The organism is Vibrio albus (assembly GCF_003144035.1).
GTDB classification, from domain to species: Bacteria; Pseudomonadota; Gammaproteobacteria; order Enterobacterales; family Vibrionaceae; genus Vibrio; species Vibrio albus.
This window is the reverse complement of the sequence record NZ_QFWT01000001.1, coordinates 13,316-34,565: the sequence shown is the minus strand read 5'-3', so window position 1 is coordinate 34,565 and position 21,250 is coordinate 13,316. Positions and strand designations below refer to the sequence as shown.

Sequence of the window (21,250 nt, the reverse complement as noted above, 5' to 3'; positions counted from 1 at the left end):
CTGAATAGCGTGCTTTTTTAATGCTAGGTATAGTAAATGGATGAACTAAAAAATTTTTTTATTGATTGTGGATTCGATAAAGATAAGTTGGACTCGGAGACATTTAACGTCAACGATCCAAGGGGAATTATAGCTCTATTTAAAGATAATGATGTACTAAAAGCATTCCTCGAATTTGCAAGAAAACAGGGGCTTACGCCATACTCTAAGATGAAACCGTGTTTACTATTTTCTATTAGAAACAATGGAGAAACAGTAAAAGGGACGACTATTGGTGGTTTTGGGGAAGTAAGGTTTGAATTATCTGGTAGTCGATTAAACTTTAAAAAATTAAATTTGGATAATATTTCCAAAGAAAAATTCATTGAAGGTTTAAATAATTTAAAAATATTTCAAGACATTAACTTTGAGAAAGATAAAAATAATAATGTAAGTTTTATACGCTTCCCTTTTGATAGCAAGGATGCAAGTGCAATTATTAAGGGATGGCTGGATTTAATAAATTCAAACGATATATGTGAAGAAATTATCCAGAGCGATTTGGAAAGAAAAGAATCAAAAAAAATAGAGGTTAATATGTCTCGTAATGCTATTTTATATGGTCCCCCAGGGACAGGTAAAACTTACCATACCATCGAAGCAGCAGTTCGAGCGACTGAGCCTGAATTCGTTTGGCAGACACGAGAAGAACTTAAAGCAGAATACGATCACTTGGTGACCGAAAAGCGCATCCGTTTTGTTACTTTTCATCAAAGCTATGGGTACGAAGAGTTTGTTGAGGGATTAAGCGCTGAAGTAGCGGAAGATAAGAGTGTTATTTACAAAATTAAGAAAGGCGTTTTTAAATCTATTTGTGAAGATGCGTCTGTTTCAGAGTTAGATACCAATCAAAAAATAAACAGTAATGGAAGAGTATGGAAACTTTCCATTGAGGGGGCTCACCAGAATGCTACGAAAAAATACTGTTTAGAACATAACATGGGAGCAATAGGTTGGGGTGATACTGGTGATCTTAACCTTGAAGAGCGTAATGAATATTTCTCAGAACTTGGTTCGAACGATCAGAACTCATTGAATAATTTCACTAATGAAATGACGATTGGTGATCTTGTATTGTGTATTGATAGCAAGAGGACGGTTGAGGCTATCGGGGTCGTATCTGGCGAGTATATTTACGATGAAGCAGGTTTACCAACCAGAGATGACTATTGTCACCATTTGCCGATCAATTGGCTAGTTACTGGTGTATCAATTGATTTTATGGCACTGAACGATAATAAGCAGTTCAGTTTACAGACTTGTTATCCATTATTCAGAATGAATGTTGCTGATGTTCTTAATTATCTTCAGACCAAAGATATTGTTCTGCTCGATAAAGAAAATAGTCGTGGTACAAAACAAAATTATGTGTTAATCATCGACGAAATTAATCGGGGTAATATTTCAAAAATTTTCGGTGAACTGATCACCTTAATTGAACCTTCAAAGCGTGAAGGTCAAACGGAAAGTCTACAGTTGACCTTACCTTATTCTGGAAAGCCTTTTTCTGTTCCTGATAATCTCTACATCATCGGCACAATGAACACCGCCGACCGTTCTCTTACCATGATGGATACTGCATTACGCCGTCGTTTTGAATTTAAAGAAATGATGCCTGAGCCAAAATTGCTTGCTGGCTCAATAGTTGAACATAATGATAAAGACAACGATACCTATACTAAAATTGATTTATTCGCATTGTTAACAAAGCTTAATGAACGTATCGAAGTACTATTTGATCGTGAACACACGCTAGGCCACGCGTTTTTCATGCCGGTTAAAGAGCTTGTTGATGCGGATGAGCAAGAGGCTGCATTTGAAGAGCTTGTTCACGTTTTCCAAAACAAAATAATTCCTCTGCTGCAAGAATATTTCTTCGATGATTGGGAAAAGATCAGATTGGTGCTGGCGGATAATCAAAAGCCTGATGCGCTACAGCTGATTACCAAAACCGAGTATAAGGATCTCACAGAGTTATTTGGCAAACAGAATAACGTTGACCTATATGGGGAAGGAATTGTGCAGTACCGCTTACGTTCATTGGAAAACGAAGATGATAAGCGTGTGTGGCAGGATCCGCAGGTTTATCTTGGAATGTATCAAACGTTGATAACAGAAACTGAACAGTTAGAACAAGGCTCCATGTAATGAGTGACTATCATTCATCAGTGTTTGAATTTTGCTATCTGGCGAGTGAAAAAGACAAAGGAAAAATTGATGATGCAACCTATATTCATCATGCTGATTTTGCCTATTTGGAACAGCGCTGTTTAACCGTAGATAACACCGGCTTTTACCGTATTATGCAGCCAAGAATCAAAAATGGCTGCAAGGTACTGCAGGTAAAAAACTATGTTGGTGTAATTTTTGTCCCTTCGGGTCAACATATAGAAGTGCTGCCGAAAACCGGAATCACTGACCGCGATTATAATAAAGCGCGTAAAACGTTACTGGTGATGCTGCAGTCGTTGCGTGAGTTTCGGCATATTCAGTTGGAAAGCGCGGGTATTGATACGCTCAAACTGCCATTGCTTGAAGTGTTTATCCGTCGCTTCTTGACGACGGTGAATCAGGTAGTAAAACGGGGCTTGCGTAGTGATTATGTCGCACAGCAAGAGAACCTCACCACCAAGCGCGGTAAGCTGAATGTCGGCATGCAGATCAAACACAACTTCGTGCACAAGCAGCGTTTTTACTGTGAGTTTGATGAGTATCTGCATAACCGCCCCATCAACCGTTTAATTAAAACGGCGATGCTACAAATTCAACGTTACAGCCGTGATGCACATAACCAAAAACTGCTGCGCGAACTGCTGTTTTATTTTGATGATGTGCCCGTTTGTGTCGATACCAATGTGGATTTTTCCAAACTCAAACTCGACCGTGGTATGAACTATTACCAACCAGCTTTAGCCTGGACGCGTTTAATTCTTAACGACCTGTCACCAATCAGTATGCAAGGCAAAGCTCAAGCACCATCATTGTTGTTCCCGATGGAGGCGGTGTTTGAATCTTATGTTGCTTTTGTTTTATGTCAGCAACTGAAAGAGGGTTATTCATTGAGAAGCCAATCAACCAAAAAATCCTTAGTCACTCATGCTGGCAGAAAGATGTTCACCCTCAAGCCAGATTTAATGATTGAGTACAACGGCGAGCCGGTTTGTGTGTTAGACAGCAAATGGAAACATATTGATGGCAGTGATCGAGCAAACAATTACGGCTTATCTCAAGCGGATTTCTACCAGATGTTTGCTTATGGGCAGAAGTATTTGGGTGGAGAGGGGGAATTGGTGTTGGTGTATCCGCAGACTCCATTTTTTTTAGAGCCAGTTGAATCAAGCTTTAATTTTGATGATGAACTGAGATTGTGGGTGGTGCCGTTTTGTATTGATTCTTCGGGAGAAAGCTGTTTGTTATGGCCGGAGAAAGAAAATTTAGTGGATCAGTTCGTAAGCTTATGAAATCCATTTATCATAAGCTTACGGTATTCTGATTACGACTAAAAAGGAAAATAAGAAATAAACGTGTGCTAAGTACGCAAACGAAAAGTGTTTTATCGGAAAGAGAACCTAAGTATGTCAGGGCAAATATTAAATCAATCTATACGTCAATGGTTAGAAAAGTTCTTAACGAATAGAACTTATATTAGTCAACATAATATACCCCTGTATGAATATCAGGTGACGCGCGATGAGTATCAGTCTCTTCGATCCTGTTTGACTGCTAGCCAGAAATTCAGTATCAAAAATAAGTTCTCAGATGAATGGTGTGGTGCTTTTACATTATATTGCGCGGAATGGTTTAGACGAGAATATAGTCGTGAATGGAGCTGGAATCCCATTTTTATCACGCTTAATTTTGAACTTTCTGCGTCTGAAATCAGCGATGTTGTTAGTCGTGGTTTGTGTCGATTTTGGAATCGGCCGCTATCAAAACATATTGTCTCTGAGAGAAATGACTTTCTGGGATCAGTATTTCGGGAAGGAGGATTACCTTCTAATTTGCTATCAAGTGATACTAACAATTACCAAAGTGCATTTTATTCTATCTTTGAGCGTTATCAGGATATTAAAGAGTTTGGAACTGATGCAATTGAAAAATTAATAAAAAATCGTATCGCTCGTCTTCCGGAAACGCTGCAAAGTGACGATTCTGTAGAGCTTATTTCCAGAATGGTTGAACAACTCGATTCATTGGTATATCGCTTTGGTTTAGATAAGGAAGATAAACCAGCGCAGTATTTAGATACTCACTTTCCACGTTGGCGTGAAATATTTCCACTTCCTTTGGAAGATACAACTGGTTCTGCTTTTTTGAGGCAGTTATTAACACGAGCAACGGATGAAGTAAGGAAGTCGGTTAAAAAAAGACAAAAATTAGGGTGCCGACATTATCTCTCTTTTGCTAATCAAGCAATTTATACGGATATAACCCTACCAACCAGCTGTTTTTTTGACATCAGTAGGCAACAATTATCCAGTAGTCGCATTGAGTTAGCAATTTTTGAAGGAAATAAACAAATTGCCTCTCTGGGAACTGGGTTTGCGCTGTTTGAACAGGAAAAAACAATTATTCGTATGCGTTTACCTAAAGTTCGGGTTAAACGGGAAAATTCCGAAAGTGAATTGTATCTTGTAGCTATGCAGGCAGGATGTCGGCTTGCAAATATTCGTTTGAAAGCAAGTTCGGTTGATGTAGGGGATTCCCCTTTAACAGTCATAAAAGAAAACGATTTGTGGCGTCTACTAAGTCAGGCTTCGTTACAGACAAAGCATACTAAGGTCATGATACTTTTGCCTATTTCCGCGGAAGTGAAGGTTGAGTATGGGCAGACGGAAGATTTAAATCAGAACTTTCAGAATATGAGAGTCATTGAGCTAGAAGGTCGTTGTCAGATTATATGTTCTAAACATGAACGGTATATTATTACCACGAGTTCGGATGGGTATTTGAGTGATAGTTTAACATTACGCGGTGAACAACTTCGCTGGAAATCGATACCAGCCTTAGTGTTTAAAGGTATACCAAAAGTTTTGGGAGAATTGGATGACGATGAAAACAGCCAGAAGTTAATTAGTTATCTTGGAGCTTCTTCCGTAAAAGATTTAAGTCGCTCTGAAGTTAATGGTCGACAACTTTTTACTGCTCGTGATTCCGATGGCATTATTCGTCTAAGAAAGCACATTGGTATTTTGCCTAATGATTTTTATATTGAATTATTAAGTGGTGAGACACCTCATGAAGGGGTGATTAAAATTAAAACATTATCGCCTTGTGTATGCCAGGTTACTTCAGATCTTATTCATGTTGATCGTTTGAGTAAGGAATCTGGTGCAACAGTGATTCAGATCTCTGCTGTCGGTGATATTCCTCCTGCTACGATACCAGTTCAGATTCAGGCTAGTATTTTGTCAGAGCCGATTATTATTGAAGTGCCATTTCCCGCTCGAGGGGCAATTGCCTATGATGGTCAGGGAAATCAGCTTGCAACAAAACTGACTGTGGAAGAATTACTGGGAAGTCGGTTGTATTTCTTTTCGACACCAGGGGTGCCGGCTAGTTATCAACTAGAAGCCATGGCTTCATCTCGTAATATAAAAGCAAACCATAAGCCTCCGTATATACGATGGCACTATAAAGTGACTGATAAGCCAGTAGAAGTTAGTTTATATGGTCTGAAAGAGGCAATATTAGAATTGTTATCGCTTACTGATGAGTTAGATAGTGAAGTTGAATTGCGGATTACTGGACCAGGTCGGACACTTTATTTTACGGTAAGTCGTTATTCTGCTTCATTAGATTATGATCGTGATAATAACACGGTATTTCTTCGTTCAGGGAAATTATCCTCAAGTGAAAAAGTTAAGCCGGTCCTGATTTCTCTAGCCGCGCCAGAACAAAAACCTTTTGTGCTTCAAAGTCGTGAGAGCGAAGGTGTCCCAGTTGGTGAATATGAATTACCAATATTTATGGAACAGGGTGGGCCGTGGCTTATTGTTCCTGATAGATCTTCGGAAATATTTTTTAGAGCGAGGTTTTTTCCGGGGCAAAATGACGATCTAAATTTGAATGATGTTGATACACTTCAAAAAGCGGCTATGGTTTATCATCCACAGAATAACCCGGTTGCAATTGCGAATGTGTTACATCAGATGAGTAACGACTGGGGGCACAGTGGCTGGCAGTATTTAAGAGATACCTATAAGAATTTTGCTTATTTACCATTATCGACGTTTGAGGTATGGCGTCATTTAGTCAGAGATCATCATGCACTAGCTGTTGCTCTTTTCATATTCGAAAATGATGAAAGGTTGATTGCTCATATTGAGAACGAGTTACCTGTGTTTTGGGAGTTTATTTCTGTTGATGATTGGTTACATGCGGTAGATTTAATGGAAAATGCACTTATTGATAAGGGATTACCTGATTCTGTTATTAAACAAGTTATTGAAAAGCAGATAGATAAATTAGGCGAGGTTATCCCTTCATTAAAAGAATCAGTCGTAAGTTATTTAAAAACCAAAGCAATACCGAAAACATTTCCTAGTGAGATTCTACAACCAATGGTGTTTGGCTGGTATCAGGACTTATTACGTCAGCATAGTGAAGATAACCATTGGCCTGTAGAGTATGGTGAACAATTATGTCAGTGGTGTACTGAATTATCATTAGTACCTTTTCAGTTCAAAGTCAGTGCTAATTTTCAAACTAGTGTTGTGTATTTACCCTTATTTTCTGCTGCAATGGCTTGTGGAAAAATCCCCGAAAATGTTATCAACGCATTACCTACAGAATCCGTTTTTTATTTGCGTAAATTACGAGATTTTGATCATGAGTGGTTTGAACCCGCATATCGTTGTTTCGTTACGTATTTCTTAAACCAATTACAATAAAGGATTTGTTATGACAGGATATTTTTCTGAGTTAGTTGAACAGTCTGTTTCTAGAGCAAAAGAATCGACATTAAGTGTTTTGGGAATAACAAATCCGGCATTGCGAAATCATTTAAGTCATTTAATGTCTGGCGAGAGCGGTAATAGAGAATCTTTTCTTGCTCCTCCTCTGTTTGAACATACATTTGGTTGGGAATTTGCAAAACCCGAAATGTCCGATTTAAGTGGAAATCTGCTATCTGAAGCGGTAATAAATGCCTTAGATGATAAGTCCAACGGTCGTTATCGTTTTGGTACCGAGTATCATCCGTTTGAGCATCAGTTGAATGCTTGGCAAACGTTACTTACTGATGAACCAAAGTCGGTTGTTGTTACTTCTGGTACCGGGTCGGGTAAAACTGAATGTTTCATGGTGCCTGTACTTGAGGATATTTATCAGGAATATAGGCAGAAACAAGCTCCTCTAATGGGGGTTCGTGCTTTATTTTTATATCCGTTAAATGCACTGATAAATTCCCAAAAAGAGCGACTTGATGCCTGGACTAAGCATTTCGGCAGCGGTATTCGTTATTGCCTGTATAACGGTAATACTGAAAACAGTGAAAAGAAAATGAGGAAGGCTCAAGAAGCGTCGCCTAATCATGTTTTATCGAGAGAATTAATGCGTCGGGAGCCTGCACCTATATTAGTGACTAATGGCACAATGCTTGAGTATATGTTGGTGAGACAGATTGATGCACCTATTATTGAGCGCTCCCGACAAGAGAAATCACTGCGCTGGATTGTTCTTGATGAAGCACACACATATGTGGGATCTCAAGCTGCTGAATTGTCTTTACAATTGCGGCGGGTATTATATGCTTTTGGCGTAGAAGCTAAAAATGTTCGTTTTGTGGCAACGTCTGCGACGATTGCTGGAGATGAAGCAACCGAACAATTAACGAAATATTTATCGGATTTGGCAGGTATAGATCCAAAACAAATCAAAATTATTGGTGGGCGTCGTGTTATTCCTGAAATTGACTTTGTTGAAGGTGCTGACGAATCACTCGAACATCTTGAATTGATTAATCCTGATGGTGAGTGGGATAAAGAAGAGAAGAAAAATAACCCGGAGATATCATCAGAGCGCTTTAATGCTCTAAAAACATCTCGTTATGCTCATACTCTGAGAAAGATAATTGTTGATAGCCAAAGACCATTGACCTTAAATGAAATTAATACATTAGTGGCAATGGAACTTAGCCAAAAAGAGCTATCTCAGTCCGAGCTTTTACGTTGGCTTGATTTATTAACAGGAACCAAGCCATCCAAATCTGCCGAGTCATTTTTAAAACTCCGTGCACACTTTTTTCAGCGAATGACTAATGGTCTATGGAGTTGTATCGATAAAAATTGTAGCTGTAAAAATGGAACGGAGTTAGAGAAAAACTGGCCTTTTGGTTATGTGTATACCTCACAACGACAGAAATGTGAGTGTGGTGCAGCTGTACTGGAATTAGCATTTTGTACGGAATGTAATGAGCCTCATTTGTTGGGTCACGATAAAAATGGGGTACTAACCCAATGGAACTCGAAATCTGGAGATGAATTTTCACTACAGAATGATGAGTTTTCTGATGAGGATGAGGAAAGTAACGATATCCAAGAACTAGACGAAGCAGTTAAATTTCCTGAGATATTCGCATCAAAAATTGATGATGATCACTGCTATATTCCGATAAGAATTGGACTTGAAGGACAGTTAGCAACACATGCTCCTCAGGGATATGATTTAACGTTTGCTACGACAAAAGATCCCTTATGTTCTGGTTGTGGATTTACTGGTTATAATCATGGTTCTCCATTTAGAAGAGCTATGTTAGGCGCGCCTTTTTATATTGCTAACGTAGTACCGACGCTTCTTGAATATTGTCCTGATTTTTCTGATAAGGATAAAAAATCTGAAGGTCCTCAATCATTACCCGCGCGGGGTCGTCGATTAATTACATTTACAGACAGTCGGCAAGGGACCGCTCGCCTTTCTGTTCGTATGCAGCAAGAAGCTGAACGTTCAAAACTTCGTGGTGCGGTAGTTGAAATTCTTAGAGAGAAACAGCTTGATCAGCCAGTTAATATAAATCAACCTAAAGACGGTGTTACTGCTGAAAAATTATTGCAACAAGCAGAAATATTGCGCGGTTTGGGAATGATTGGTCCTGCTGAGGAATTAGAAAAACAGGCTGATGCTTTAGATTCTGGGTATAAATCGTTGACCTTGGCCTCTGTTACTTGGGAAGAAATGGTCTCTGAGCTGGCCAAAAAACGGGAATTTAAAGGCGCAATGTTCCTTTATAACCGATATCTTTCCCCTGAAGTTTTTAATGAGCATGATGGCAGTCATAAGCTAGCAGAAATGTTGTTGTTCAGAGAATTTGCCCGCCGACCTAAACGACAGAACAGTTCAGAAACGCAGGGGTTGGTAAAAATCAATTATGTTGGGTTAGATAAAATAAAGCATTATCCAGAACATTGGGATCAATATGGGTTTACTCTGCAGGATTGGTTGGACTTTATTAAGGTAGCACTTGATTTCTTTGTTAGGGAAAACAACTTCCTACGTCTAGAAGATAATGGTTGGTTAAAGTGGATTGGTAGCCATTTTTCTTCAAAGAGTTTGAGAAATCCTGATTCTGATGAGTTTGATGAAGGGCGCTTTAAACGTTGGCCTTTAGTTAGAGGGAGTCAACGCCACCGTTTGATTAAATTACTTACAATTGCTTCTAAGATTGATTGTGATAATAAACAGGGGCAAGACGTTATTAATGACTGGTTAAGAGCTGCTTGGCGAGATGTAACAGAAACAGCGAGAATCTTAGTTGTTGATGATAATCAGTTCGCATTAGATCGTCGAAAATTGACGTTTTCGTTTGTAGAGAAAGTATTTATCTGTCCTGTAACCAATAAACTTTTGGACACAACATTCAGAGAGTTAACGCCATATTTACCCCGCCAGATTCATGATATCAATAAATATCAATGTACTTCCGTAGAATACCCAAATATTTGGAATATCCAAGCGAGACAATATGATTACCAAAATGGTCTGTCACATATACGGGAGCAGATTAAATCCGATCCAAAAGTGTCTAGTCTGCGGGAAAAGAATCTTTGGACTGATATTAATGATAGGGCTGTCGAAGGTGGATTTTACTATCGTACAGCAGAACACTCAGCTCAACAGAGTTCTGAACGGCTGCAAAGTTACGAAGATCTATTTAAAGAAGGTAAAATTAATGTCTTAAATTGTTCGACCACTATGGAAATGGGGGTTGATATTGGTGGTATTACTGCAGTTGTAATGAATAATGTGCCACCTCATCCGGCGAATTATTTACAACGAGCAGGTCGAGCAGGGCGTAGCAAAGAATCCAGAGCGATTTCTTATACTTTATGTAAAGGGAATCCGCATGATCAACAAGTTTTTGATAATCCTAAATGGCCTTTTGTGACATCAATTCCTGCACCATATGTTGAGCGAAATTCGTCTCGATTAGTTCAGCGTCACGTTAATTCGATGTTGTTATCTCTGTTCTTAAATCAGGTTGTCGGAGATACGTCAAAGGAAAAAACATCACTTAATTTGGAATGGTTCTATTTACCTGAAGACAACTCTATTTGTGAGCATTTTCTAGCGTGGATTGAAAGTGATGCTTCATATTGGGATGCTGATATCATGTTTTTGGTTAGAGGAACCGTGTTATCACAGAAATCACCTAATTTACTTAGAAAAAATGCCGCAGAGTGTATTTTTAAATTAAAAGATAGATGGTTTACAGAATTTCATTATTTAGAAAATGAATCAATAAACGTGGATGTAGATTCTCCGTATGCTTATCGATTAAACATGGAGAAAACACGGTTAACAAACGAATTTTTATTAAAAGAATTTGCTGCAAAGGCGTTTTTACCAGGATATGGGTTTCCGACGGATGTTGTAACATTTGATAATAATAATATTGAGGATTTCTTACGTGATAAAAAACGTAAACGTACTCCTAAAGAAGAACGAGAAGATAACTCGTCTCGCTTCCGAGGATTACCATCGCGAAATCTTGCGGTTGCATTACGTGAATATGCACCAGGAGCTGAAATTGTATTAGATGGGCGGGTATTCCGTTCAGGAGGAGTAGCACTTCATTGGCATAACGTTTCTTTTTCTGGGGCTAAAGAAGCTCAAAAATTTGATATTGCCTGGCGTTGTGATTGTTGTGGTCAAACTGGTTATGTGACTGATGTATCTGCGTCTGCATTAAATATGAAATGTACCAATCCTAAATGTGGGGCATCGATTAAACCGCATAATATATTACAGGTATTGCAACCAGCAGGTTTTGTTTCAGATTTTTACCGTTCACCTACAAATGATATTTCTACTCAAAAATTTATACCAGTTGAAGATGCTTGGGTTTCCGTTGGTAATGCAATTCCAGTGTCACTGCCAAATGAAAACATGGGATACATGCTTTCGACTGAAGAAGGGACAGTGTTCTATCATACATCGGGAGAGAACGGAACCGGCTATGCCATCTGCCCATCCTGTGGAAGATCTGAATCAATGGATAAAAATGGAGACTGTCCTAGTTATTTTAATCCAACAATTTCGCACCGACCTTTAAAAGCTGTTAAAAAGGACAAAAATGGTGATGGCAATGTTGGATGTGACGGTTCTCCTTATTTGATGAAAAATATTCATTTGGGATGCCATTCGAAAACAGATGTTTTTGAACTGGTATTAAAACATCCTGTTCGTAATGAATATATTCCTGATTCACCTAAGGGAAAAACTATTGCGATGACATTGTCGTTGGCATTAAGAAAAGCATTATCTGGTATTTTAGGTATTTCTACCTCTGAGTTAGGCTACTCAATACGTCCGGCTATAGTAGAAAGTGGTGAACCGGCTAAAATTATACAGTTGTATGATGTTATTTCTGGTGGCGCGGGATTTGCAAGTACTGCACATTATCATATTCAGACTTTACTGACTGAAATGGTCAATAATCTTCATTGTCCTAAATGTATTCATGGTTGTGGGGAATGTTTATTAGAATCTGATACTCGTAATGATACTGACTATATTGACAGTGCTTTAGCTTTAGAGTGGCTTGGTGATGATTTTGTGCAGTTTAATACACTTCCAGAGGAACTTATAGATTTCAGTGGTGGAGAATATCAGCCTGCATCCGTTGCATTAACGATACGTAACTTAGTAAACCATGGTGCAAAGGAAGCTATTTTCTGGTTAGGAAATGATATTAGTGAATGGGACTTGACTCATCCTAATTTTAAACGTGCATTAATTAATTACCTAACATCAGATAATATTAAAGTTACCCTAGTCCTTCCTCAGGAAGAATTTGAGCAGGATCTAACTGAAGATCTCTGGTTCTTTAAGAAAATTGGGGTGAGACTGGCTGTTGGTGAGCCAAATAGATCCGAGATAGCAGCTCAATTAATTCTTGATGGACAAGTTATTACTATTGCAACTTCTGACTCAGAAAATATTGTTCCCGGAGATGGGTGGCATCGTAAATCCAGCGTTGTCATATTAACTAGAAATGAGCAGGTACAAGCATATTCTGAGTTTAATTTAGAACGTAGTTATTCTGACCCAAATAAACTATTTGGTGCATTGGAAGTTGATGCTCACCTAAATGGTTCCTTAAACCATTTTGGTGGCGCATTTTGGACTTTATTACTTGAGCATGATGAAGGGTTAAGAAAATTATTGAGTGAAGAACAATTGATTTCAATTAGCTACAGCGATCGTTATATTCAAACACCAGCTTCCATGTTGTTGATTTCCGAGATTATTAATGCATTGTGTAAATATAAATCAGAGGTGGCTTCTATTGTTATCAATACGTTGTATCAAGAGAAGGAACGAATGGGTAAATGCCTTCATCATGATTGGCAGGATAAAGACGAGTTTGTTGAGGGGTATAAAAAGTGGTTAGAATATCAGTCTTCTGTTGATACAACTGTGGTTTGCCATATGAATAGAAAAGATATTCCGCACAGAAGACAGTTAATATTGGCTTTTTCATCTGGGCGTAAGGTTTCACTGAAATTTGATCAGGGAGTTGGTTATTGGCTGATTTATGAACCTAATTCTCGTTACAGCACAGTTTTGCATAATTTCAATTCAGATATAGGTATACAGTTGGGATTACTACAGAAACTTGAAAAATCTCTTTCTGTCAGGAACAGTGAAGATTGGTCGACGGATATAACGTATCAAGAAATTTGATATGTAGGAGATAGGTCCGGGGGGACTTTAATGCCATTCACTTAAATGTGAATGGCATTATTTGTACTAATTCAGGCTAGCTCTGAGGAGGACCGAGGGTATCCAACTTAACGTTGATCCGGATAAGTGGTATTTTTGTCAATTTTATCTATTACTTTCAATATTCCGCGACCAATAGCGCGACTTGGGCGGGATGTCGCAACTTTGTATGCTAGTTCACCTGTGTTAACCATAGTTTTAAGTGTACCTTCAACTGCTACTCCTAGACCTTCCAGGATTGCTTCGAAACCGTCTCCACCTTGTTCGTATTTCTCTGCTGCGTGGTTGATTCCCTGTATAGTAGCAAAGGTGCCAAGACCTCCAAGACCAGCTAAGATGCCATCTGACAAAACATCAGAGGCATCAAATCCGAAGCCATCGAGAGCATTGTCGACACTATCAGTTAGTTCTTCATTACTATAACCACTATCAATGGAATCTGTATATTCTGTAATTTCCGAAGTTGAAATAACAGGAATTGAAGCATCCACACTGTCAATATAGGAGATACTATCAGTTGCTTTGATTTGATATTCAATACCATTGATGGTGATATCAGTATCGGGGTGATTGAAGTGATCAAATAATGTACCGCCAGTATCATTTGCAACTAAATTTTCAAAATATGCACCTTTAACTAAGTTTTCCAATCCCAATAAGCTTTCATCCGACATCCAAAGTGTTTCGAACCATATTTCAAGATCACTTAAACCTTCAAAATTACTGTTGACGTCTCTTAGTGCATTATAAATATAGTGAGTAGTCGATAAATCATTCCCAAGTGAGTAACTTATTCCGATGGCACTTGAAAAGCCAGTAATACGAAGTAGTTCCATAGGGGATTGTTTTGGTATGCTCATTGATTCATTGTATAGGTTTTTTATATGATCTTGAGCCAGCTTATAAGCTTGAGCAACTCGATATTGGCTGCGAGTTATCATTATATCTTTGAGGGATTCCAGCTTTTGGAACTCAGAGGCATGTTTTTTGAGAAGTTTGTTATATAAACGTTCTAGTTCTTGGATATGTTCATCAAGCTCAGAAAAATCAAGACCCTCAGCATATTTGATTTTGTCCCACCAAGAAAAATTTGCGTATGCTTTTTCCCAATCCGATGACATTTTGTGCTTTCGGTATTCTAGCTTATTTTTTGTTTTCAGTAATTGGGATTTAACTTTGTTAAGAGGGTGATTTGAAAGTTTTTTGATAGTCTCAGATTGAACCATTGAAATAGCTAAAAGATGATCCGAATTCAACTGACCACTATACAATTTGAATTTAACATCTGAAAGATGTTGTTGAAGAGTTTTTACTTTGCAATTTATATCATTTATTAGTATTGAATCCTTGGTTTTTGGGGACCAACTTCTTAAATCGTCAATGGTTTTTTCTATATTTTTTTCATTTGAAGATTGAAGAGCTTCTTTTGATATGTAACCAAGAGAACAATACCCATGGATAAGGTTTTGTATGGTGATTTTTTTAGTCTGTTCGTATATGATCCAAAAAATAATAACTAGGTTTAAAATTGATAAACTGTATAATAGTTCTGTCTTGGCTCTGAAATAATATAAACCGAAAAAGGCGGTCACTAAAATCAAAATAGCAATTGCTGTTCTATATTGGTGGTTTTTTTGTTTAGAATTTAAATCAATTAACCTATCTAATGCAGCATTGTTATTTTCAAAAGTAATAGCCATTTATTGTTCTACCGACAGTTATTATTGCACAGACACTATCATCTTAATGCTTACTTTGGTTAGTATAGCTTCTGATAGTTATTTTTTGTATTCCCAATTATTAGATAATAAGTGCGACCTTCTTGAGAAGGTGTGAAGGGAAATGTTAACTACTGAAAGTGGTACGTTCTTCTAGGTTAAGTCGTTATCGGTATGTGATAGTGTTTGGAATCACGGAACACGCACCAACCAAGGTACAGAGGGATTTTAATTTAATAAAATCTCTTACCGAAGTCGTTGTGGAAACTGCTTCTTTCGTCACTACATTTCTACTCTTTGCCGCCTTCAGGAAAATACTCAACAACATCCTCGATTCTACAATCAAAAAACCTACACAAGGCATCAATAGTAGTCATGCTAGTATTGTAGCCTTTGTTATTGGCGATTTTAGACATCGCAGAGCTTTGAATACCTACCTGTTCGGCTAAGTAGCTAAGGGTGACCTTACGACCATTATGGAGAGGTTTCGCCTCTATTAATTCCTTTATCTTATATCGAATCAATTTAATATAGCTCAAATTTATTTGAATTGTCTTTACAAGACAATTAATGACCTCTATATTTGTCTTGTGAAGACGAAAAGGAGGCTCTATGGACCAAACATTACTAACTGGAAGAGAACTCGCAGAGCGCATTAAATTTAGCGCCAACTATATCAATTCGACTCTGCGAGACTCAGTATTTATCGAAGGTAAACACTACATCCGACCCTTCAATGGTAGAAAAATTCTCTACATATGGGAAGAGGTAGAAGCGGAATTATATCAATCTGCTGGCAGAAATGTTCATTTCATCCCGATGGCGGGTGGGAGAGTGTGCCATGGGTAGTGTTAGTTCAAGGAATGGTAAGTTATATCTGGACTTTCGATATGAAGGTGTACGCTGTCGTGAGCAAACGGCATTACCCGATACTCAGGCAAATCAGAGGAAGCTTCAGAAGCTACTTAACCAAATCGAAGCTGATATTCGGCTTAGTTGTTTTGTTTACAGTGAATACTTTCCACAATCAAATCGTGCGAAAAAGTTTGTCAGGCAGGATTTGGAGGCTCAGAGGAAAAAAGAGGAACTACTGGGCAATTATAAAACAGCTGTTCAGGAGCTTCAGGGCATTGATACGATACTTTTTGAAGACTTTTCCGAGGAATGGTACGAAGAAAACGAAGTGCGCTGGAAAGAGAGTTACAAAGAGAATATGCGTATATATCTGGGTTCCTATCTGGTTCCTCGTTTTGGCCATGTACCAGTGGATAAGATTTCGAGACCAGACATATTAAAATTTCGTGCTGAGCTTGTTAAGCCAAGAGAAAATGGGAAAAAGCTATCAGCTGATTTCATCAATCACATCATGACTCCATTACGGATGATTATTAATGAAGCGGCTGATAGGTATGGCTTTCGTTCATCGTTTGAGAATATTAAGCAGTTACGTGTAGAAAAACGAGATGTAAATCCTTTCGATCTGAATGAGGTAACCCGGTTTCTTAAGGAAGTAAAACCTGACTATAAGGATTATTTCACTGTACGTTTCTTTACCGGGATGCGTACTTCAGAAATCGATGGATTAAAGTGGAAATACGTCAATTTTAAAATGAGGACAATTTCAGTTCGAGAAACCATTGTTCAAGGACGTACTGAAACAACAAAAACCATTGGCTCTTCCCGGGATATCCAGATGTCTTCTGTGGTGTTTAGTGCATTACAGGATCAGTTCCGGAAAACAGGAAATGGAGAGTATGTTTTTTGTAACGCTGCGGGTAATCCTTTAGACAAGGGAAATATTCGAGATCGTGTTTGGAAGCCCACATTAAAGCGATTAGGGATGGAGTATCGCCGTCCATATGAAACTCGACATACAGCCGCGTCTTTATGGCTGGCAGCAGGCGAGGCTCCGGAGTGGATTGCTCGACAAATGGGGCATACAAATACCAAAATGCTGTTTGAAATCTATAGTCGTTTTGTGCCGAACTTAACGAGGCAGGATGGTAGTGCATTTGAAAAGCTATTGAATTCAAGGCTGGATACGGAGGATGACGTATGAAGTTTTCTCCACTTGCCGTACACTGCGCCAGCTTATGTTTTGATGTCATCCAGAGCAACTCATTTAAAGAGCTTTCTCACTGCGAAATAGAGCAGTTTTATGAGGATATCTACGGTTTAATTCAGCAGCGTACTGCACTGTGGCCAGAGCATCATCAACGTGAGCATGAGTTTATAGATTCGGTCACTTGTGGAGTGTTGAAGGCTCTGCATATCTGCCGAGACAAACCTCAAGCGAGAGATGCTGAATGGCTGCTTTCTGCACTGGAATCACGTATTGATTTTTCGATAAAACAACTCCACTAAATCTACTTTCATTGTGAATAATTATGCCGCACCTATGATACGTGCGGCTTTTTCTTATCTGTTTATTGTGGGGTCATTGACTCAGGAAAACCGTGGTCATTGTAATCAAACGATATGGTTTCCCTGTGACCGGATTTAAGAGCAAATTGGATGACTTCAAATATTTCCTGGTCACAACCATGACCACTATTTATTAAAATTTATGGGTCAGATCTGACACTTCAATATCTGGATCGTGGCCTCCCTGTGGTCACCGGATGGTCACAAAATCATTAAAAAGATAGATAGTCATTTGGTCACAGCATAAAAATGCAAAGTTGTGAATAAAATGGAGAGGGGAGGTTGTATGGGTTTGACCAATTAGTAAAAAACGAGAGGGTTGGTAAGGTATTGAAAATATAAAGGATATTTTCTTAAAAGTAGTCTATGCGCCGAATTTAAGAAACAAAAAAGCCCATACTTTCGTATGGGCTTTTTTGAATAAATTTGGTGGGTCCGGGCGAACTCGAATCGCCGACCCCTACCATGTCAAGGTAGTACTCTAACCAACTGAGCTACGGACCCAAATTTTTGTTCCTTAGTTTAAGGAGACGCTCTAACCAACTGAGTTAAATGCGCATTCCTTGGGAACGGGAAAGATATTAACGGCTCACCCAATCATGTGCAAGAAGATTTTTGTGTATTGTGAACCGTTTGCGTTTGTTTTGTTCAGTTTGATGGTTTTTTCATCTTTCGGCGTGTTGTGTATTACTTCTGAAGTTCATGGAGCGTGCTGCGGGTGATGTCCAGCAGGCTCGAGAACTGCTTATCAGCAATGGCCCATTTATCGAGGTGAGCCGTAGAAGCTTCAGGAATAGCAATGGCTTTCATTTGTGCCGCTTTGGCTGCCAGTAGTCCGGAGAAAGAATCTTCAAGAGCCAGACATTCACGAGCGTCTACCTGAAGTGCATTTGCTGCATTGATATAGACTTCAGGATGAGGTTTGGGATACTTAAGTTCCCCGGCGGAGCAGACAACCTGAAAATATTCGTGAAGTTCCAATTCTTCCAGTACATATTTAATCATATCAAGAGGAGAAGAGGATGCGACACCAAGCAGGAAACCTTGCGAGCGGAAAAGAGCAATGGCTTCCAGAACACCTGGCATCATGGGCTGATGCAGTCCAACCAGCTCTTTCACTCGATCAAGGATCGCGTCGATAATGTCTTGTTTGGTCTTTCCTTCCCATGGTGAACGCTGATAAAAATAATCGATAACATAGTCAATACGGATGCCAATAGTATGCTTTGCATCTTCATCCGTGATGGTAACGCCGCATTCTCCTAATATTTCACTCTGAGCCTGATGCCAAAGAGGCTCTGAGTCAACGATAAGACCATCCATGTCAAAAATTACTGCTTTAATCATCTTTATTTCCATTACACCAAAATGAACCCAGAGAATCCTTGAAAATTCACTCTGTGTCAAATTCTGATGCAATGAGCCAGTTCGATACGGTAAGTTTATAGAGTGTGCCGAGAAAACGACTTTCCGGTGTGGAGGGCTATCGTACTTCGTGTTGTTATCGTGTTATTCGACGATGATCAAAGGGGTCTTATGCAGATATCTACAAGTAGCAGGAATAAAGCCATATTGTTACTTACGGGGGTTACATCAGTTAGCCTGTCTGATTATGCCGTTGCTTTTTCTGAGCCTAATATTGTTCTGGCAAATCGTTTTACTGAGTCACTTGAGTTAAAGCATTATTTGATGAGTGAAAAGCTGGATGGCATACGAGCATTCTGGACGGGTAAAGATCTGTTAACCCGTAAGGGGAATAAGATCTATGCGCCTCATTGGTTTATTCAGTCTCTGCCAGATTTTCCGGTTGAAGGGGAGTTGTGGGCCGGCAGAGGGAATTTCCATATGGTGCAGAGTACTGTGCTGGATAAGGTTCCGAAAGATACAGCATGGGAACATATTCGCCTTATGCTATTTGACCTGCCTGAAGAGAAAGGACCGTATTCTGAGCGGTACCGTCGTTTGGTGCAGTTAGTGACCTCTGTGGAGTCACCTCATTTGGGATACATTGAACATAGCCTGGTAGCCTCTGAGTTGGCTTTACTGGATTTTCTTGATTCACTACAGGTGCTTGGGGGGGAAGGTGTTATGTTGAGACGCACTGACAGTGAATATAGAGCCGGAAGGAGTGATGACCTGGTGAAGCTTAAGAAGCATCAGGATGCTGAAGCCGAAGTGATTGGTTATAAACCCGGGAGTGGGAAATATACCGGATTAATGGGGGCTATTCATGTGAAGCTTGAAAACGGCCGTACATTTTATATAGGTTCTGGTTTTACCGATGAAGATCGCCGTACTCCACCCCCATTAGGCTCGGTAATTACATTCAAATTTAATGGCTATACTGTTTCTGGATTACCCAGGTTCGCTCGTTTTCAGAGAATAAGGAAGGATTAAGGGCCGGTGAAAAAGGCAGATACCAAAGTATCCTTCGGTATCTACTTTTTTATTCGCTATGGTATTACGCTGAGGCTGTTTTTTTCGGATGTGCATCAGTTACAATAGACAGTTCTTTCTTTTGCTGACGTTCCGCATTGATTTGTTCCGCGATTTCATCGCTGGACACAGTTTTTGATATGCCAAGAAATGAACCACCTTTTTCAATGGTGAGCTCTGCTGACGTCACTTCACCTTTTAAGCAACCATTTGCAAGGACATCTACATTTTTTGCGTAAATGTCACCTTCAAACTGACCGTTTATGATGGCATGGTCCGCATAAATTTTACCTTCCACACTGCCTGATGGACTGATGGTTACCAGCTTAGTTGTACGAATGGTTCCATCCACTTTACCATCAATTTGAATATTTCCTGTAAGCACTAATTGTCCAGAGATGCAGGCTCCCTCAGAGACGATAGTTGTAGAGCTGTGCTTACCTGGCGTTCCACGTTTTGCACCAAAGAGTCCCATTGTATTCCCTTTTGATTTTTAAAAATTGATTCAAAGTTGTCGATATTCCAATCCACAAATGGTCGGGGATCGATCGCCCGACCAACAAAACGAATCTCATAATGAAGATGTGGACCTGAAGTTAAACCACTATTCCCTGAATATGCGACCAATTCTCCCTTTTTAATAAACTGTCCGGTACGAACTTTAAAAGACTTTAAGTGTGAATATGAGGAAGTGATTCCAAAACCATGAGAAAGTCTTAGAAAATTTCCGGATCCTTTCGTCTGACTCTTGCGTACAACCTGGACGACGCCATCAGCCGGAGCATAAATAGGCGTTCCTGTATTGACGGCAAAATCTAACCCCCGATGCATGGTTCTTTTTTTAGTTACGGGATGGACTCTGCCTCCAAAAGACGAGGAAATACGCCCTTTAACAGGAGCGCCATTGGGAACCTGGGTCAGGATTGCCCTGCGAACGGCAGTATTAATTGCTGCAATATCTAAACGAGAGTCCATATCAAGGCTTTCGTTTGTTTCTCCAAGGAAGGTTTCAATACCATTTAATCGGTTGGTTACAGACTGAAGTTCGCTTTCTTTTACAGAGATATCGCCTTCCAGTTCTTCTTTTAATTGTTGGTATTTTTGCAGTTGTTCGGAGAGGTTAATTGATTCCAGTTTTAATAAAGCTTGTTGTTCTTTGGTCAGATCAAGTTCGTCAAGGAGGTAGATAATACCTGTCGTTACGATTCCAAGAGCGAGGAGCATGATGGAAAACACAACCTTAAGGCGAACGACAGCCTTGTTAGTTAATTTGAAATGACTGGTTCCTTTTACGCCAGAGATAGTTACTGCGAGGCTTTGGCTCATAAAAATAAAACTCACTGATAAATAAAAAGAGGCTCTTACCTGAGCCTCAGGTTGCTATGTCTGTATCTGTATTGACGATTTAA

At 39.2% G+C, this 21,250-nt stretch carries 13 protein-coding genes and 1 tRNA gene; 8 read left to right on the top strand and 6 right to left on the bottom strand.

What is annotated here, in order from left to right; translation table 11 throughout:
* The first annotated feature begins 36 nt into the window (after nt 1–36).
* The 4 genes from DI392_RS00120 to DI392_RS00105 all read left to right on the top strand — a co-directional run bounded on the left by DI392_RS00120 (nt 37) and on the right by DI392_RS00105 (nt 13,224).
* Nucleotides 37–2,187 carry an AAA family ATPase gene (locus DI392_RS00120; protein WP_245883881.1) on the top strand — a complete coding sequence of 717 codons (2,151 nt, stop codon included), beginning with the start codon at nt 37–39 and terminating at the stop codon, nt 2,185–2,187.
* Nucleotides 2,187–3,500: an McrC family protein gene (locus DI392_RS00115; protein ID WP_109317883.1), complete on the top strand. Its 1,314-nt coding sequence runs from the start codon at nt 2,187–2,189 to the stop codon at nt 3,498–3,500. Before DI392_RS00120 ends, DI392_RS00115 begins: the two co-directional genes overlap by 1 nt.
* Nucleotides 3,501–3,614: 114 nt before the next feature.
* Nucleotides 3,615–6,932: an STY4851/ECs_5259 family protein gene (locus tag DI392_RS00110; protein WP_219930873.1), complete on the top strand. Its 3,318-nt coding sequence runs from the start codon at nt 3,615–3,617 to the stop codon at nt 6,930–6,932.
* 10 nt (nt 6,933–6,942) lie between these two features.
* Entirely contained in the window at nt 6,943–13,224 is a 6,282-nt protein-coding gene (locus DI392_RS00105; RefSeq protein WP_109317882.1) for a DEAD/DEAH box helicase, read from the top strand.
* Nucleotides 13,225–13,331: 107 nt separating this feature from the next.
* Here the strand turns inward: DI392_RS00105 and DI392_RS00100 are convergent, their stop codons facing one another.
* Together DI392_RS00100 and DI392_RS19885 are read right to left on the bottom strand one after the other, a co-directional pair.
* Complete coding sequence (locus tag DI392_RS00100; protein WP_109317881.1) at nt 13,332–14,963, bottom strand: hypothetical protein; 1,632 nt, start codon at nt 14,961–14,963, stop codon at nt 13,332–13,334.
* 308 nt (nt 14,964–15,271) lie between these two features.
* Complete coding sequence (locus DI392_RS19885; protein ID WP_109317880.1) at nt 15,272–15,637, bottom strand: helix-turn-helix domain-containing protein; 366 nt, start codon at nt 15,635–15,637, stop codon at nt 15,272–15,274.
* On the opposite strand from DI392_RS19885, the gene DI392_RS00090 reads away from it, so the two are divergent.
* From DI392_RS00090 to DI392_RS00080, 3 genes are read left to right on the top strand one after another with little or no spacing between them, the layout of a single operon-like run.
* Nucleotides 15,594–15,830 carry a hypothetical protein gene (locus tag DI392_RS00090; protein ID WP_109317879.1) on the top strand — a complete coding sequence of 79 codons (237 nt, stop codon included), beginning with the start codon at nt 15,594–15,596 and terminating at the stop codon, nt 15,828–15,830. The genes DI392_RS19885 and DI392_RS00090 overlap by 44 nt on opposite strands.
* Nucleotides 15,823–17,040, top strand: coding sequence for a site-specific integrase (locus tag DI392_RS00085; protein ID WP_109317878.1), 1,218 nt, complete (start codon nt 15,823–15,825; stop codon nt 17,038–17,040). Before DI392_RS00090 ends, DI392_RS00085 begins: the two co-directional genes overlap by 8 nt.
* Entirely contained in the window at nt 17,037–17,345 is a 309-nt protein-coding gene (locus tag DI392_RS00080; protein WP_109317877.1) for a hypothetical protein, read from the top strand. Before DI392_RS00085 ends, DI392_RS00080 begins: the two co-directional genes overlap by 4 nt.
* 487 nt (nt 17,346–17,832) lie before the next feature.
* Here the strand turns inward: DI392_RS00080 and DI392_RS00075 are convergent.
* Together DI392_RS00075 and hxpB are read right to left on the bottom strand one after the other, a co-directional pair.
* Nucleotides 17,833–17,909: transfer RNA gene (locus DI392_RS00075), tRNA-Val, on the bottom strand.
* Nucleotides 17,910–18,092: 183 nt separating this feature from the next.
* On the bottom strand, nt 18,093–18,752 hold the full coding sequence (hxpB, locus tag DI392_RS00070) for a hexitol phosphatase HxpB (protein ID WP_109317876.1): 660 nt from the start codon (nt 18,750–18,752) through the stop codon (nt 18,093–18,095).
* A gap of 189 nt (nt 18,753–18,941) precedes the next feature.
* Between hxpB and DI392_RS00065 the strand changes: the two genes are divergently transcribed.
* On the top strand, nt 18,942–19,802 hold the full coding sequence (locus tag DI392_RS00065) for a DNA ligase (protein WP_109317875.1): 861 nt from the start codon (nt 18,942–18,944) through the stop codon (nt 19,800–19,802).
* 64 nt (nt 19,803–19,866) lie between these two features.
* Here the strand turns inward: DI392_RS00065 and DI392_RS00060 are convergent, their stop codons facing one another.
* Together DI392_RS00060 and DI392_RS00055 are read right to left on the bottom strand one after the other, a co-directional pair.
* A complete protein-coding gene (locus DI392_RS00060) occupies nt 19,867–20,226 on the bottom strand; it encodes a bactofilin family protein (RefSeq protein ID WP_181388323.1) in 360 nt (119 codons plus the stop codon).
* Nucleotides 20,226–21,167, bottom strand: coding sequence for a M23 family metallopeptidase (locus tag DI392_RS00055; protein ID WP_109318515.1), 942 nt, complete (start codon nt 21,165–21,167; stop codon nt 20,226–20,228). Before DI392_RS00055 ends, DI392_RS00060 begins: the two co-directional genes overlap by 1 nt.
* Nucleotides 21,168–21,250: the final 83 nt, after the last annotated feature.